This window comes from Ruegeria sp. CDSA020, assembly GCF_059612345.1.
In genome coordinates this window covers 49,253-63,175 of the sequence record NZ_JBXWQK010000005.1, presented here as the reverse complement: position 1 = coordinate 63,175, position 13,923 = coordinate 49,253, and the positions used below count along the sequence as shown (strand labels likewise).

The 13,923-nt window shown below is 58.6% G+C and carries 14 protein-coding genes; 7 read left to right on the top strand and 7 right to left on the bottom strand.

Translation table 11 applies throughout. The annotated features are described in order from the left end of the window. Window positions 1-41: 41 nt before the first annotated feature. The 4 genes from AC2FJW_RS09770 to AC2FJW_RS09755 form a co-directional block, all read right to left on the bottom strand. Window positions 42-1,412 (bottom strand): glutamate--cysteine ligase, encoded by a 1,371-nt coding sequence (locus AC2FJW_RS09770; protein ID WP_496676701.1) that lies wholly within the window; start codon window positions 1,410-1,412, stop codon window positions 42-44. A gap of 65 nt (window positions 1,413-1,477) precedes the next feature. Further along, window positions 1,478-2,005 carry a hypothetical protein gene (locus tag AC2FJW_RS09765; protein WP_271948569.1) on the bottom strand — a complete coding sequence of 176 codons (528 nt, stop codon included), beginning with the start codon at window positions 2,003-2,005 and terminating at the stop codon, window positions 1,478-1,480. Next, window positions 2,002-2,850: a GNAT family N-acetyltransferase gene (locus AC2FJW_RS09760; RefSeq protein ID WP_496749970.1), complete on the bottom strand. Its 849-nt coding sequence runs from the start codon at window positions 2,848-2,850 to the stop codon at window positions 2,002-2,004. The genes AC2FJW_RS09765 and AC2FJW_RS09760 overlap by 4 nt, the downstream gene beginning before the upstream one ends. Continuing rightward, a complete protein-coding gene (locus tag AC2FJW_RS09755; protein ID WP_496696533.1) occupies window positions 2,847-3,572 on the bottom strand; it encodes a 16S rRNA (uracil(1498)-N(3))-methyltransferase in 726 nt (241 codons plus the stop codon). The genes AC2FJW_RS09760 and AC2FJW_RS09755 overlap by 4 nt, the downstream gene beginning before the upstream one ends. A gap of 12 nt (window positions 3,573-3,584) precedes the next feature. On the opposite strand from AC2FJW_RS09755, the gene ubiA reads away from it, so the two are divergent. The 3 genes from ubiA to AC2FJW_RS09740 all read left to right on the top strand — a co-directional run bounded on the left by ubiA (window position 3,585) and on the right by AC2FJW_RS09740 (window position 6,833). After that, on the top strand, window positions 3,585-4,547 hold the full coding sequence (ubiA, locus tag AC2FJW_RS09750) for a 4-hydroxybenzoate octaprenyltransferase (protein ID WP_496691859.1): 963 nt from the start codon (window positions 3,585-3,587) through the stop codon (window positions 4,545-4,547). Between the two features lie 65 nt (window positions 4,548-4,612). Next, window positions 4,613-6,511: an OmpA family protein gene (locus AC2FJW_RS09745; RefSeq protein ID WP_496696535.1), complete on the top strand. Its 1,899-nt coding sequence runs from the start codon at window positions 4,613-4,615 to the stop codon at window positions 6,509-6,511. 1 nt (window position 6,512) lies between these two features. Further along, window positions 6,513-6,833 carry a hypothetical protein gene (locus AC2FJW_RS09740; RefSeq protein ID WP_142635291.1) on the top strand — a complete coding sequence of 107 codons (321 nt, stop codon included), beginning with the start codon at window positions 6,513-6,515 and terminating at the stop codon, window positions 6,831-6,833. Window positions 6,834-6,963: 130 nt separating this feature from the next. Here AC2FJW_RS09740 and AC2FJW_RS09735 read toward each other — a convergent pair whose 3' ends face one another. Further along, window positions 6,964-7,365 carry a carboxymuconolactone decarboxylase family protein gene (locus tag AC2FJW_RS09735; RefSeq protein ID WP_496749969.1) on the bottom strand — a complete coding sequence of 134 codons (402 nt, stop codon included), beginning with the start codon at window positions 7,363-7,365 and terminating at the stop codon, window positions 6,964-6,966. 469 nt (window positions 7,366-7,834) lie between these two features. Further along, entirely contained in the window at window positions 7,835-8,794 is a 960-nt protein-coding gene (gene hemC / locus AC2FJW_RS09730) for a hydroxymethylbilane synthase (RefSeq protein WP_271948580.1), read from the bottom strand. Between the two features lie 107 nt (window positions 8,795-8,901). On the opposite strand from hemC, the gene hemE reads away from it, so the two are divergent. Further along, window positions 8,902-9,936 carry a uroporphyrinogen decarboxylase gene (gene hemE / locus AC2FJW_RS09725; RefSeq protein WP_142635288.1) on the top strand — a complete coding sequence of 345 codons (1,035 nt, stop codon included), beginning with the start codon at window positions 8,902-8,904 and terminating at the stop codon, window positions 9,934-9,936. On the opposite strand, the gene AC2FJW_RS09720 is transcribed toward hemE, so the two are convergent. After that, window positions 9,933-11,027 (bottom strand): CaiB/BaiF CoA transferase family protein, encoded by a 1,095-nt coding sequence (locus tag AC2FJW_RS09720; protein ID WP_496749968.1) that lies wholly within the window; start codon window positions 11,025-11,027, stop codon window positions 9,933-9,935. The genes hemE and AC2FJW_RS09720 overlap by 4 nt on opposite strands. A gap of 154 nt (window positions 11,028-11,181) precedes the next feature. Between AC2FJW_RS09720 and AC2FJW_RS09715 the strand changes: the two genes are divergently transcribed. The 3 genes from AC2FJW_RS09715 (at window position 11,182) to AC2FJW_RS09705 (ending at window position 13,780) form a co-directional block, all read left to right on the top strand. After that, complete coding sequence (locus AC2FJW_RS09715) at window positions 11,182-12,111, top strand: ABC transporter ATP-binding protein (RefSeq protein ID WP_496696542.1); 930 nt, start codon at window positions 11,182-11,184, stop codon at window positions 12,109-12,111. Beyond that, window positions 12,108-12,869 (top strand): ABC transporter permease, encoded by a 762-nt coding sequence (locus tag AC2FJW_RS09710; protein WP_271948588.1) that lies wholly within the window; start codon window positions 12,108-12,110, stop codon window positions 12,867-12,869. Before AC2FJW_RS09715 ends, AC2FJW_RS09710 begins: the two co-directional genes overlap by 4 nt. Before the next feature lie 113 nt (window positions 12,870-12,982). Further along, window positions 12,983-13,780, top strand: a complete 798-nt coding sequence (locus AC2FJW_RS09705) for a S49 family peptidase (RefSeq protein WP_142635281.1) — start codon at window positions 12,983-12,985, stop codon at window positions 13,778-13,780. Window positions 13,781-13,923: the final 143 nt, after the last annotated feature.

Genomic DNA, 13,923 nt, shown 5'->3' with positions numbered 1-13,923 from the left:
CTATCGGCCCCGCCCCGCGAATGCAAGCGGGACGCGGTGGGTCAATAGCTGTATTCGGGATAAATTCGAGTCAGATCGCCGTTCCAGTCGCCATTGTAGTGTTCCAGCAACTCATCCGCCGGAACCTTGCCGGTATCGAGGCTTTCCTTGAGCGCGTTCAGGAAATGCGTCTCATCCGGCACCAGACCACCGGCGCCGGGATAGGCCCGGGCCTTGAGACCACTTTCCGAGATCGCAACCACTTCGCGAGCAAGATCATGCATGTTGATGTCGCCAACCCGCGCCTGCAGGCCATTGACGGCTGCCTGAACGCGCAGTTCCTCGCGCGTTTCAGCATCCCAGCCCTTGACCAGATCCCAGGCCGCATCCAGCGCGCCCTGATCATAGGTCAGGCCAACCCAGAAGGCAGGCAGCGCACACAGACGTCGCCATGGGCCACCATCCGCGCCGCGCATCTCCATGAATTTCTTGATCCGCGCCTCGGGGAAGGCGGTGGTCAGGTGATCGGCCCAATCGGACAGAGTAGGTGTTTCACCCGGCAGCGCGGGCAGTTTGCCCTGCAGGAAATCGCGGAAGGACATGCCCAGCGCGTTGATATACTGGCCATCGCGATAGACAAAGTACATCGGCACATCCAACGCGTATTGCACGTAGCGCTCGAACCCAAAGCCTTCTTCGAACACAAAGGGCAACATACCGGTGCGTGCATCGTCCAGATGCCGCCAGATATGGCTGCGCCAGCTTTTCTGGCCGTTGACCTGTCCTTCGAAGAAGGGTGAATTGGCAAACAGCGCCGTCGCCACAGGCTGCAAAGCCAGCGCCACGCGCAGTTTCTGCACCATGTCGGCCTCGGACCCAAAGTCGATATTGACCTGAACCGTGCAAGTGCGCCGCATCATGGCGCGGCCCATGGAGCCTACTTTTTCCATGTAATCGTTCATCAGCCGATAACGGCCTTTGGGCATCAGAGGCATCTGCTCATGGGTCCAGATCGGAGCCGCGCCCAGACCAATAAAGCCCACGCCGATCTCATCCGCGATATCCTTGACCTCGCGCAAGTGGGTGTTCACCTCGTCGCAGGTCTCGTGGATGGTTTCCAGCGGAGCGCCCGACAATTCCAGAGCGCCGCCCGGTTCAAGGCTGACATTGGCACCGTCTTTTTCCAGACCGATCAGATGCCCGGCCTCACGCACCTCGGCCCAGCCATGGCGATCACGCAGCCCTTCAAGCACAGCCACGATCGACCGTGTGCCTTCGAATGGCAGCGGTTTCAGTGAGTCTTTACAATAGCCGAACTTTTCATGTTCGGTTCCGATACGCCAATCGGCTTTGGGCTTGCAGCCCGCTTCCAGATATTCGGCAAGTTGCTCGTGGCGTTCGATCGGTCCGCCGCCGGACTGGGGGATGGACATGAACCGTGCTCCGATCCTGATGTGTCTGTCTTGTTGGTCAGTCGTGGTCGCAAACGACGGCGGTGTCAATGCAACCGCATATGCGCAGGGCGCATCGGCTGACGCTCCCAAATTACTACGGGATGGACGGCCCCACCGTTCAATTCCGACAACATATGTTCTGTTTTCAACCCCGGTAGCGCCGAGAACACGTCAAACAGCGCTTCGGCCCCTTCGGCATTCACAGGAATGTGAAGTGTCGGCTGGCCAGGCTGTTCCAACACCCAATGCGCCGGGTTCGAGGATGGGTCCAACGCCAACCGCTCGATTTCCCGTGTCGCGACCATGCCACCGTCCAGCGGGCCAAAATAGGATATCTGGCCTTCGTCGATGGTCACAACTCCGGGGCCACCGACGCCGGTGCGAAACCTGGCGCGCTGAACCCCGATCACGGCCAGTGCAACCGACACCGCCACCAAAACCCAGCCCAACCAGCCCAGCAACCCACCCGGGCCGCTGATCCAGCTGAGGCCAACCAACAGAATGACACCGGCAACCAGCACTTCGCGCCAGCGCCACAGGGCCAGTTTCGCTTCGGGTCGGATGAAACTCATGCGGTATCCTCTGGGTTTATGAACAGGATGAGCGAGTACTGCCCCGCGGATTGAAAACCGATACCGATATAAGCACGCGCAGCGGAATCGGAAGCCGCAAACAAAACCGCGCGTTTCGCACCCGTACGGCGCGCCTCCTCCAGATGCAGCGCGACGGCCAGACGCGCATATCCACGGCCGCGCATTTCACGAGGTGTAAAGACCCCACCAATCTGCACGACTTCTTGCAAGCGCGCGTTAAAACCAGTCATGGCGACAGGCCGATCGTCGACCAGCAACACACGATGAGAATCACGTGCGGTATAGGCGTCGCAATCCAAGCCAGCCTGTTTTTGCGCTCGTGACGAATTGAATTCCATTGCTTCGATCAGGTAGTCAGACCGCCACCTTTCGACGATTTCACGATCAAACGCACCCAAAGGCACCAATTCTGCGCTTGTAGCATCCGGAATAGTAAGCTGTTCCAAATCCAGCGTGAAACCCGGTTCATCGCTGTTCAGCGTTGCCGGCCGTTCCTCCCACCCCGCAAGACGCATGATCCGGCGGGCCTGTGTTGCCTCAGCCGCCATTCCAAACAAGGCACGCCCCCGGATCAGATCAATCGCAGCGGCCAGTTCTTCATCCGTGCAATCGGGGCATTGCGGTAAAACCATGCCCTCATTCGTGATGGAGAACGCCGCACGGGGTTCGTCGCCCAACACCCAGATATTAACGGCACGTCGGTCCGTGCCCCGCAATCCATAATCACGCAGATTGGCCAAGGGGAACATCGACGTCTGAATGTGGCGCATTAGAAACTGGTCGATCTTCGGTAGATCCGCCTCCTGCGCGAGACGCCAAATCATGACCAGTCCCCCAACGCCTGCTGCCACATGGTCAGAGCCGCAACGGCTGCTGTATCCGCGCGCAGGATACGCGGGCCAAGACTGACGACATGGGCATAGGGTAAGGCGGTCAGCCGGGCGCGTTCACGTTGGGAAAAGCCGCCCTCGGGTCCGATAAGGATCGCCCATGGCAACCCCTTTTCATTCGCCGCCAGGCGCAGGGCCGAGCCGACCTCGGCCTCGTTACAGAACATCAGTTGACGCCCCTCGGGCCAGCTATCCAGAACTCGGTCCAGCCGCTGCAGATCGGCGACCTCGGGCACAAAGGTACCGCCGCATTGCTCGGCGGCCTCGACCGCGTGGGCTTGCAAGCGGTCCTGGCGGATACGTTCGGAATTGGTGAATTCTGTCTGCACCGGCATGATCCGCGCCGCACCCATTTCCGCCGCCTTTTCAACGATGAAATCGGTGCGTGCCTTTTTGATCGGGGCGAACAGGAACCACAGGTCAGGTGGCCGTTGCAGCGGTTTGGTCTGTTCGACACAGGTCAGTACACCGCCACGCTTTCCCGCTTCGGCCACTTCGGCCTGCCATTCTCCGTCCTGTCCGTTAAACAAGGCAACCTGCCCCCCCACAGCCAGGCGCATGACACCGAACAGGTAATGTGCCTGCTCGCGCGTCAATTCTACCGATTGCCCCGGACCCAAAGGGTGCTCTACATACAGTCTGATCTTTGCACTCATGAGACCTTACATATGCAAGGCAATGCGCCAACACCAGACGGTCAGGTCGCTGATGCGGTCAGCGGCAACTGGGTCGACACCTATGCGCCGGAATTCTCGCGCCCTTACCTGCGGCTGAGCCGGGCCGATCGGCCTATCGGCACATGGCTGCTGCTGATCCCCTGCTGGTGGGGGCTGGCGCTGGCCATCCTCAGCGACGGCACCCCGCGGTGGGAGGACCTCTGGATCGCCATCGGTTGTGCCATCGGTGCCTTTTTGATGCGCGGCGCGGGCTGCACTTGGAATGACATTTCGGACCGCGACTTTGATGCAAAAGTGGAACGGACCCGGTCGCGCCCGATCCCTTCTGGGCAGGTCAGTGTTCGGCAGGCCGCGATCTGGATGGTGCTGCAATGCCTGCTGGCATTGTTGGTTCTGCTGAGCTTCAACCAGGCCGCCATCGCCATGGGCGTGCTGTCCCTGTTGCCCGTCGCTGTCTACCCCTTCGCCAAAAGGTTCACCTGGTGGCCACAGGTATTTCTGGGACTGGCCTTCAACTGGGGCATCCTGCTGACCTGGGCCGCGCATACCGGAACGGTCGGCGGCCCGGCTATCACTCTGTACCTGGCCGGCATCGCCTGGACGCTGTTCTACGACACGATCTATGCGCATCAGGACGCCGAGGATGACGAGCTGATCGGTATCAAATCCACCGCCCGCCTGTTCGGGACAAATACTGCGCATTGGTTAAAGTATTTCCTGGTCGCCACTGTATCCCTAATGGCGCTGGCCATTATAGACACCATGACGCGGCAGGCCCCAATTACAGCCATGTTCGTTGCACTTGCCGGACCTTGGGCGATGGGATGGCACATGACGTGGCAACTGCGTGGGCTGGACACTGAAGACAACGCCAAATTACTGCAACTTTTCCGCGCCAATCGTGACACCGGCCTTATTCCGCTGATCTTCCTTTGCATTGCTGTGCTGCTCTGATTGCACCTCGGCGCGGGCCTCTGTAAGAGTCCTGCTCAATAACTTCAGGAGTCGTCTGCCCGCACATGCGCCTGCCCTATTTCCTAGCTGCCTCCCTGATATTCCTCGTTTCGGCCAGCCTGTCGCTTGTGGCGGCAGGATATGCGGTAACCAAAGTCGAAGAAGCGTCGGAACTCGCCGTGCGGCGTGCGCTTGACCTAAAAGGGCATGACTGGGCCGAAGTCGAATCCGATGGCCTGCGCGTTGTCCTGACCGGCACAGCCATTGACGAAGCAACGCGGTTCAATGCGCTGACCGCAGCCGGGACCGAGGTTGATACCTCACGCGTTATTGACGACATGCAGGTCGCCCCCACCCGGCAACTGGCAGCACCGCGCTTTTCCGCTGAAATTTTGCGAAACGACAGCGGTATTTCGATTATTGGTCTGATACCCGCAAGCCAAGACCGCAGCGAGCTGATCGAAAGGTTGCGCCGGATGGACGGCGACACCGTTTCGGACCTGATGGAAACGGCGGATTACCCTATACCCGAAGGCTGGGACGACGCGTTGAACTATGCGCTCGAAGCGTTGACCCGCCTGCCGCGCGCCAAAATATCGGCCAGCCCCGGTTTGGTGAAAATCACCGCCATTGCAGACAGCCTGCGGGAAAAAGAACGACTGGAACAGAGCCTGACCCGCGCAGCACCTCCCAGTTTGCGAATCGGGTTGTCGATCTCGGCTCCGCGCCCCGTAATCACCCCCTTTACACTGCGCTACCTGATTGATGCCAACGGCGGCCAGTTCGATGCCTGCTCGGCCCAGAATGAAAAAGCGCGGGATGCCATCGTCGCTGCTGCCAAAGAGGCAGGCCTTGCCGGCCCGTTTAACTGTACAATCGGTTTGGGCGTGCCCTCACCCCGTTGGCCCGAAGCGGCAACGCTCAGCATTCGCGCCCTGTCCGAGATTGGTCAGGGTTCGGTCACGATTTCGGATGCGGATATCACGCTGGTGGCGGCGCAGGGAACAGAGGCTGGGGTCTTTGACCGTGTGGTGGGCGAGCTGGAAAATGCGCTGCCCGAGGTTTTCGCCCTGCACGCCGTCCTGCCCAAAGCCGAAACCGACGACTCCACCGGCCCCCCCGAGTTCTCGACCACGCGCAGCCCCGAAGGGCTGGTCCAAATGCGCGGTCGTCTGAGCAATGAGACATCGCGCGACATGGCCGACAGTTTTGCCCGCGCGGCATTTGGATCGGAACAGGTTTATACCGCCACCCGCATCGCCTCCGACTTACCCGCTGACTGGCCGGTGCGTGTTCTGGCGGGGCTGGAAGCGTTGTCTCTGCTGCATAACGGCGCTCTGACTGTTACCCCTGACGACGTTTCTCTCAGCGGGGTCAGCTACGACCCGGACGCCAAAGCCCGTATCGCCGGATTGCTGTCGGAAAAGCTTGGGGATGCCAAAGGTTTCACCCTTTCGATCACCTATCAAGAGCCGCCGAAACCCGCAGATAGCCTGCCCGACCCGGAGCTGTGCGAAGACCAGCTTGCCGAAGTTCAGGCCAGCAGCAAAATCGCATTCGAACCGGGATCGGCCACGGTTGCCGCGGATTCTCGCGATACAGTGAATCAGATCGCCGAGATTCTGCGCGAATGCGGCCCCATCCGGATCGAAATTCAAGGCCATACAGACAGTCAGGGCCGCGAAGAGATGAACCAGCAGCTTAGCCAGGCGCGGGCTCAGTCGATCCTGAACGAGCTGCGCGGACGCCGCATTCCGACCTCAAGCTATTCGGCCGTGGGATATGGCGAAACGGAACCGATCGCAGACAACGATACCGAGGCTGGCCGAGAAGAAAACCGTCGCATTGAATTCCGCCTGATCCGGCCCGAGCCCATTGCCAATTCCGAGACCGGGCTTGAGGCGCTGGAGGCCGAGACAGAGACGCCAGAAGACGCCGCAGATACCGGCGCAGAGGATCAGTAAGTTGAACAGAATAGAATTCATCATTGCCACCGCCATCATCCTGTTCGCAGCCTTCTGCATGGGGTGGTTCGCCAACTGGCTGGCCCATCGTCTGTCTCGTGTTCGCCAAAGCGACGTCGCCGATCTGGATCGCATGAGCCAGGAATTGCATGAGGCCGAAGAAACCCGCGATCAGGCCATCACCTATCTGCAACAGCGCGAGGCCGAGCTAACCAATCAGCTCACCCAGACCGAGGCGGAACTGGGCGCTGCCATGGACGGGTTGCGCGCTGCGCGGCAGGAGGCCGAAGAATTACGCGGCCGGATCAACAACGCGGACTAAGAGAACTAGAGGAATCGGCAACTTGCGACACCCGCAAATATGGGGCGCCGTTGTGTGTTTCAGACACCTGCCAAACCGGGCCCGAAAATCCCCTCAGCTTGATGCAGCTTGGGCACAGTTCAATTCATGATCATGTCTCAGAGGTTGTTTCTGCCTCGTCCAGAACCTTGCGCGCGACACGAAAGCATTCCAGCGCCTGCGGCACGCCACAATAGATGCCGATCACGTGAATAATGGCCCGGATTTCTTCTTTGCTGACGCCGTTGCTGATGGCGCCGCGACAGTGGAGTTCCCATTCGTGCATCTTGCCCAGCGCGCCGATCATGGACAGGTTCATCATTGACCGGGTCTTGGCGTCAATCACATCGTCGCCCCAGCCGAAACCCCAGCACCAAGCGGTCATTGCCTCTTGAAACGGTCGGGTAAAATCGTCGGCGGCGGCCAGGTTTTTCTCAACATATTCCGCGCCCAGGGTGCTTTTGCGTTGCTCCAGCCCTCTGAGGAACAGATCTTCGTCGAAAGTATCGGCCATCTTGGTCTCCGGTAATCGTCACAATGAAGCGGTGCGCTGATGCACTCTACGCCTCTTACAGGTACTATCAACGCTTGCACTTTACGCCGGTTAAGAAAATGTGACGAATTTTCTAGCCCCTTGGCACGAGGATCATTCCACTGCCCCGCGCATCCAGTCTTGAAGCCAGGCAATTATATGTACTGACATCGCTTCACCAGCGGGCTGCGATTGTGCAAGCGGTTCAAGACGTCGCGGCGATTTAAGACACCCAAAAGTAAACGGGCCGCCGTCTTAATGAGACAGCGGCCCTTACTGACTGAATGTCGGGGTTTGGTCTCGCCCCCTCGAATACCACTTAAAAATGGACAGACTAACAAAAACTTTCGACTTCTTCGAGACCAACCCGATTTCTCAATCGGTGTGCATCCTTAATGCCTGATCTTTGGAAGCGCGACAGTGAACTAGTTCACATTAAATAAATTTTTCTTCAATTCTTCCAATCAAAGAACCCGGGGCCGGCCTTTGTCAGTAGTTTTTCGGCCATTGCGCGCGCCATTTCTGCACCATCACCAATCACGCCAGTGGCGTCTTCGGCGATAGAATCAGACCCGTCCGGGCGCAGGACTTCTCCGCGCAGGCGCAGAATGCCACCGCTGATATCAGCCAGCCCGGCAATCGGAGTCTCGCAGGACCCGTCAAGCGCGGCCAGCAAGGCGCGCTCGGCCAAAAGTCGATACCCGGTTTCGCTATGATGAATTGCCTCCAACATCCCTGCAGCACGGGGATCGTCACTGCGGCGTTCGATACCGATTGTACCTTGTGCAATAGCGGGCAGCATATCCTCGGGCGAGATAGCAGTTGCGGGAACGTCGTCCATATTCAGGCGCCGGATACCTGCCATCGCCAGAAACGTGCAATCCGCTACGCCATCGGTCAGTTTCTTCAGGCGCGTTTGCACGTTGCCTCGGAACTCGACCACATTCAGGTCAGGGCGCCGGTTCAACAGCTGAGCCCGGCGGCGCAAAGACGAGGTGCCAACCACCGCGCCATTGGGCAGGTCATGAATAGAGTTCAGGCTGGGCGAAATAAAAGCGTCGCGCACATCTTCGCGCGGCAGGAACGTGTCCAACACAAGACCCGCGGGCTGTTCGACCGGCATGTCCTTGGTCGAATGCACAGCGATGTCGATATCACCTCGCAGCATCGCTTCTTCGATTTCCTTGGTGAACAGGCCTTTGTTGCCGATCTCTTTCAGCGGGCGGTCGGCGTCGATCATCGCGCGATTGTCGCCGGTGGTCTTGATCACCACGATTTCGAATGCATCTTCGGGCAGATCAAAGGCTGTGCCTAACCGCTGCCGGGTTTCATAGGCTTGCGCCAGCGCCAGGGGCGAACCACGGGTGCCGATTTTCAGCGGTGAGGCGGGTGAAGGCAGGGTCAATGTCATGGACACAGCTTTAGTCGCGTCACATTGCCCTGACAATGGGGGCAGAGCTTGACAAATTGCCGCCGAAGGAAGACCCGTTGCCACAAACCAGACGATTGGGGGCACAGATGGCCGAAACAAAGAAACTGCTGCGGGCATTGGCAGGACAGGTGCAGGATGTGCCTCCGATCTGGATGATGCGCCAGGCCGGGCGGTATCTGCCAGAATATCGTGCAACGCGCGCGCAGGCCGGGGATTTCCTGTCTCTGTGCTACAATCCCGAGCTTGCGGCCGAGGTCACATTGCAGCCGATCCGTCGCTATGGGTTCGATGCAGCTATCCTGTTTGCGGATATCCTGCTGGTACCACAGGCGCTGGGTGCGGACCTTTGGTTTGTCACCGGTGAAGGCCCGCGTTTGTCGACCATCACGCAGCAATCCGAGTTCGATGCGCTGAAATCGGTCGAGGATATCCACGAAACACTCTCGCCAGTCTATGAGACAGTGCGCATCCTGTCACGGGAATTGCCATCCGAGACAACCTTGATCGGTTTTGCTGGCGCGCCGTGGACAGTGGCGACCTACATGATCGCCGGACGCGGCACCCCGGATCAAGGCCCCGCCCATGCGCTGCGCGAGGGGAATACTGCGCTGTTCGAAGCGCTGCTGGACCGGATCACGCTGGCCACGATCGAATATCTTTCAGCCCAGATCGAGGCCGGCGCCGAGGTAGTCAAGATATTCGACAGCTGGGCCGGATCGCTGAAGGGTGAGGCGTTCCGCAAATATGCGGTCGAGCCGTGCCGCGTAATCACCCAGGCCATCAAGGAACGTCACCCCGGCATCCCGGTGATCGGATTCCCGCGAGAGGCCGGAGATGGCTATATCGGGTTCGCCAAAACCACGGGGGTTGATTGCGTCGCGCTGGACAATTCGGTCTCGCCGGAATGGGGCGCCGAGCATGTCCAGGTGGATGGTTGCGTACAGGGCAATCTGGCGTCGTCGCATATGGTGACCGGCGGTCAAGCGCTGGTGGACGAGACCCGGCGGATTGTCGATGCATTCTCCAAAGGGCCGCATATCTTCAATCTGGGTCATGGCATCACGCCCGATGCCGATCCCGACAATGTTCAGCGTATGATCGACGCAGTGCGCAACCGCTAGGCTTTGGGTCGGGCGTCCAGCTCGGCCAGTATGTCTTGTGTATGATCTCCGCGGCGCGGGCTGGGTCTGGGCTTCCACTCCCGCTCGGAAAACCGCGGCGCGGCGGCGGCCTGTAGCATACCGTCGGGGGCAAGCCAGGTCTGGCGTGCAGTGTTCATGGCATGGTTCTGCGCCTCGGACGGGTTGAGCACCGGTGCAACACAGGCGTCACTTGCTGCAAACAGCGCCGCCCAATGATCACGTGGTTTGCCAGCAAAGATTTCAGCCAGTCGCCGGGTCAGCGCGGACCAGGTGGAAGCATCATATTGCTGCCGAAATTCGGGATCGCCAGACAGGTCCAATATCTGCAGGAACTCGGCATAGAATTTCGGCTCCAGGCACTGCACCGCCACAAATCCACCATCAGAGCAGGCATAGGTTCGGCTCCAATGGGGACCGTCCAGAAGGCTGTGTCCGCGAGTATCTGACAGGTTTCCGGTTTGGCGCAGGCTCATCAGCAGGTTCATCATATGGGCCGAGCCGTCATAAATAGCGGCGTCCACGACCTTGCCCTTTCCTGTGCGTGCCGCATTCAGCAATCCGGCCAGAATGCCCGCGACCAGATACATGGCACCGCCACCGATATCACCCACCAAAGTGGCCGGGGTTTGCGGCGGTTGGTCCGGTTGCGACGCATACCAAAGCGCCCCGGACAGTGCGATATAGTTCAGATCGTGCCCGGCATTCTTGGACAAGGGGCCGTCCTGTCCCCAACCCGTCATACGGCCATAAATCAGCTTTGGGTTCAGATCGCGACAGATATCAGGGCCAAGGCCCAGCTTTTCCATCACACCGGGTCGAAACCCTTCGATCAGTGCATCAGCCGTGGCGATCAGGCGCCGGGCCACATCCAGATCGGCCGGGTCTTTGAGGTTCAGGCTGATCGACCGCTTGCCCCGATCCAGAACTGACTGTTCGGGCATGCCCGGAGTCGCGGCCTGCCCCTTGCGGTGGATGGTGATCACATCTGCACCAAGATCGGCCAACAGCATGGCGGCAAAGGGACCGGGGCCCAAGCCCTCGATTTCGATGATCCGAATTCCACTTAACATACCAGTCCTCCTGCCCGCGCAGGGTTTCGAGGCCAGCCAGGAAATGCAAGCCCGGACTGGGACGGCCTTTTGGAAAGCTGAGCAAAATGTGTGAATTGGGCCTGTTCTGTGGCTAACTCGCAGGGTAGTGTCGCCGCCAGAACGGGGGAGGCGCATGACAACAATTCTGTCCATCAGGGATTTGCGAAAGTCCTATGCCGGAGGTTTTGAGGCGCTAAAGGGCGTGTCTCTGGACATCGAGCAGGGAGAAATCCTGGCTCTTCTGGGTCCCAACGGTGCAGGCAAGACCACGCTGATTTCGACGGTGTGTGGAATAACGACGCCAACCTCAGGAAACGTGACCGTCGGCGGCCACGATATCCAGACTGATTTTCGCGCAGCCCGCCGGATGATCGGTTTGGTTCCGCAGGAAATCGCGCTCGAACCCTTTGAAAAGGTCTGGAACACTGTGCGATTGTCGCGCGGGCTGTTCGGGCTTGGGCAGAACAACGCACGTATCGAAGAAATTCTGCGAAAATTGTCTTTGTGGGAAAAACGCAAAAACGCAATCAAAGAACTATCGGGCGGTATGAAACGTCGGGTTCTGATCGCAAAAGCGCTGGCACACGAGCCACGTGTTCTGTTTCTGGACGAGCCGACCGCAGGTGTTGATGTCGAACTGCGCAAAGACATGTGGGAAATCGTGGCCGAGTTGAAGCAGGCCGGTGTCACCATCATTCTAACCACCCACTACATCGAAGAGGCCGAGGCCATTGCCGACCGTGTCGGTGTCATCGACAAGGGTGAACTGCTACTGGTTCAGGACAAGGACACTTTGATGGCGCAGATGGGAAAGAAGCAGATCGAAGTCATGCTGACCCAGCCCATTCAAACCGTCCCCGACAGTCTGGCCGCACACAATCTCAAACTGAATGGCAAGGGTGACGCGCTGGTTTATACCTACGACACAAACGCCGACCGCACTGGCATCACCACCCTGTTGAACGATGTGGCCGAGGCCGGACTGATTCTACGCGATGTACAAACGCGTCAGTCCAGCCTTGAAGAGATCTTTGTCAATATGGTGTCGGGAGAAGCCACATGAACTGGTCCGCCATTACTGCCATCTACCGGTTCGAAATGGCCCGGTTCTTCCGCACCCTTGCGCAAAGCTTCATATCTCCGGTCCTGTCGACATCGCTGTATTTCGTTGTCTTTGGCACGGCGATTGGCAGCCGGATACAAGAGGTCGAAGGCGTATCCTATGGTGCGTTCATCGTTCCGGGGCTGGTCATGTTATCTGTTGTGACGCTGTCGATCTCGAACGCCTCTTTCGGGATCTATTTCCCAAAGTTTCTGGGAACGATATATGAGCTTCTTTCGGCGCCGGTGAATTTCATCGAGATCGTCATCGGCTATGTCGGAGCAGCGGCGACAAAGTCGCTGTTTGTGGGTGTCGTGATCCTTGTGACCTCTGCATTCTTTGTGGATTTGCGTATTGAACACCCGCTTGCCATGGTGACATTTCTGGTCCTGACCTGCCTCAGCTTTTCCTTGCTGGGCTTCATCATCGGCATCTGGGCCAGCAATTTCGAGCAGATGTCTTTGGTTCCGCAACTCGTGGTGACACCGCTGATCTTTCTGGGCGGTACCTTTTATTCGATTTCGATGCTGCCCCCGCTGTGGCAGACCATCACCCTGTTCAACCCGGTCGTCTATCTGATCTCGGGCTTTCGCTGGTCGTTTTACGGCCTGGCCGATGTGCCGATCATGTTCAGCCTTTTGGCCATACTGGCGTTTACCGGCGTGTGTCTGGGCATCATCGGATGGATCTTCAAAACTGGCTGGCGCATCCGGAGTTAGGCCATGCACGGCGTTGCATTTTTGCCCATCACCTTCAGTAAATACGTTCACGCGACCGATAACGGTCAGCCGCTCCCTTGTTTACCGCGTGGGCGCACTCTACATCGGCACCCATGAAGGTCAGCCTGCCGTTTCTCAAAAAACAGCCAACCGTTTCGGTCGTGCGCTTGTCGGGTGCAATCGGCATGTCCGGGCGCGGGTCGATGTCTGACACAACTCTGGCACCGGTTCTCGAAAAAGCATTTCGCAAAGGCAAACCTGCCGCCGTCGCGCTTGAGGTCAACTCGCCCGGCGGATCCCCGGTCCAAAGTTCATTGATCGGTGCGCGCATTCAGCGTCTGTCGAAGGAATTGGATGTTCCCGTCTTCGCATTTGTCGAGGATGTGGCAGCTTCGGGTGGCTATTGGTTGGCAGCGGCAGCTGATGAGATTTACGCCGATGACAGTTCGGTACTGGGTTCGATTGGCGTGATCTCTTCGGGGTTCGGCGCACATCTTTTCCTTGAGAGGCAGGGTTTCGAACGGCGAGTGCACACGGCGGGCCATTCGAAATCCATGTTGGATCCCTTTGCCCCGGAAAAACCCGAAGATGTCGCAAGGCTTGAAGGCCTGCTACGCGATATCCACGAAAACTTCACTGCTCATGTCAAAGCACGACGCGGGGCAAAGCTTGAAACGGGTGCTGATCTGTTCACTGGCGAAGTCTGGCTGGCACGCCGCGCGCATGAACTTGGCCTGATCGACGGCATCGCTCATCTCAAACCCAAAATGCAGGACCGGTTTGGCGATAAAGTAAAATTCCGCCGTTACGGGCTGCGCAAGCCATTCTGGTCACGGTTCGGCGCCTCCTTGGCACAGGACGCGGTTGCCGGACTTGAGGAGCGTGCCGCATACGCACGTTTCGGTTTGTAACGTGATTATCAAGATCGTGACCCTCTTTTTGATTGCCATGGGCGTCCTGGCAATGTTCGGCAAACTGCGGTTCCCGGGGCAGAAAAAACTGCAATCCGCAAGATGCCCGCGCTGTCATCGGTTCAGGATCGGCAAAGGTCCCT

Excerpts from the sequence above, each read along its gene's own strand:
- AC2FJW_RS09770 (WP_496676701.1), bottom strand. The coding sequence starts at position 1,412 with ATGTCCATCCCCCAGTCCGGCGGCGGACCGATCGAACGCCACGAGCAA.
- AC2FJW_RS09765 (WP_271948569.1), bottom strand. The coding sequence starts at position 2,005 with ATGAGTTTCATCCGACCCGAAGCGAAACTGGCCCTGTGGCGCTGGCGC.
- AC2FJW_RS09760 (WP_496749970.1), bottom strand. The coding sequence starts at position 2,850 with ATGATTTGGCGTCTCGCGCAGGAGGCGGATCTACCGAAGATCGACCAG.
- AC2FJW_RS09755 (WP_496696533.1), bottom strand. The coding sequence starts at position 3,572 with ATGAGTGCAAAGATCAGACTGTATGTAGAGCACCCTTTGGGTCCGGGG.
- ubiA (WP_496691859.1), top strand. The coding sequence starts at position 3,585 with ATGCAAGGCAATGCGCCAACACCAGACGGTCAGGTCGCTGATGCGGTC.
- AC2FJW_RS09745 (WP_496696535.1), top strand. The coding sequence starts at position 4,613 with ATGCGCCTGCCCTATTTCCTAGCTGCCTCCCTGATATTCCTCGTTTCG.
- AC2FJW_RS09735 (WP_496749969.1), bottom strand. The coding sequence starts at position 7,365 with ATGGCCGATACTTTCGACGAAGATCTGTTCCTCAGAGGGCTGGAGCAA.
- hemC (WP_271948580.1), bottom strand. The coding sequence starts at position 8,794 with ATGACATTGACCCTGCCTTCACCCGCCTCACCGCTGAAAATCGGCACC.
- hemE (WP_142635288.1), top strand. The coding sequence starts at position 8,902 with ATGGCCGAAACAAAGAAACTGCTGCGGGCATTGGCAGGACAGGTGCAG.
- AC2FJW_RS09720 (WP_496749968.1), bottom strand. The coding sequence starts at position 11,027 with ATGTTAAGTGGAATTCGGATCATCGAAATCGAGGGCTTGGGCCCCGGT.
- AC2FJW_RS09715 (WP_496696542.1), top strand. The coding sequence starts at position 11,182 with ATGACAACAATTCTGTCCATCAGGGATTTGCGAAAGTCCTATGCCGGA.
- AC2FJW_RS09710 (WP_271948588.1), top strand. The coding sequence starts at position 12,108 with ATGAACTGGTCCGCCATTACTGCCATCTACCGGTTCGAAATGGCCCGG.
- AC2FJW_RS09705 (WP_142635281.1), top strand. The coding sequence starts at position 12,983 with ATGAAGGTCAGCCTGCCGTTTCTCAAAAAACAGCCAACCGTTTCGGTC.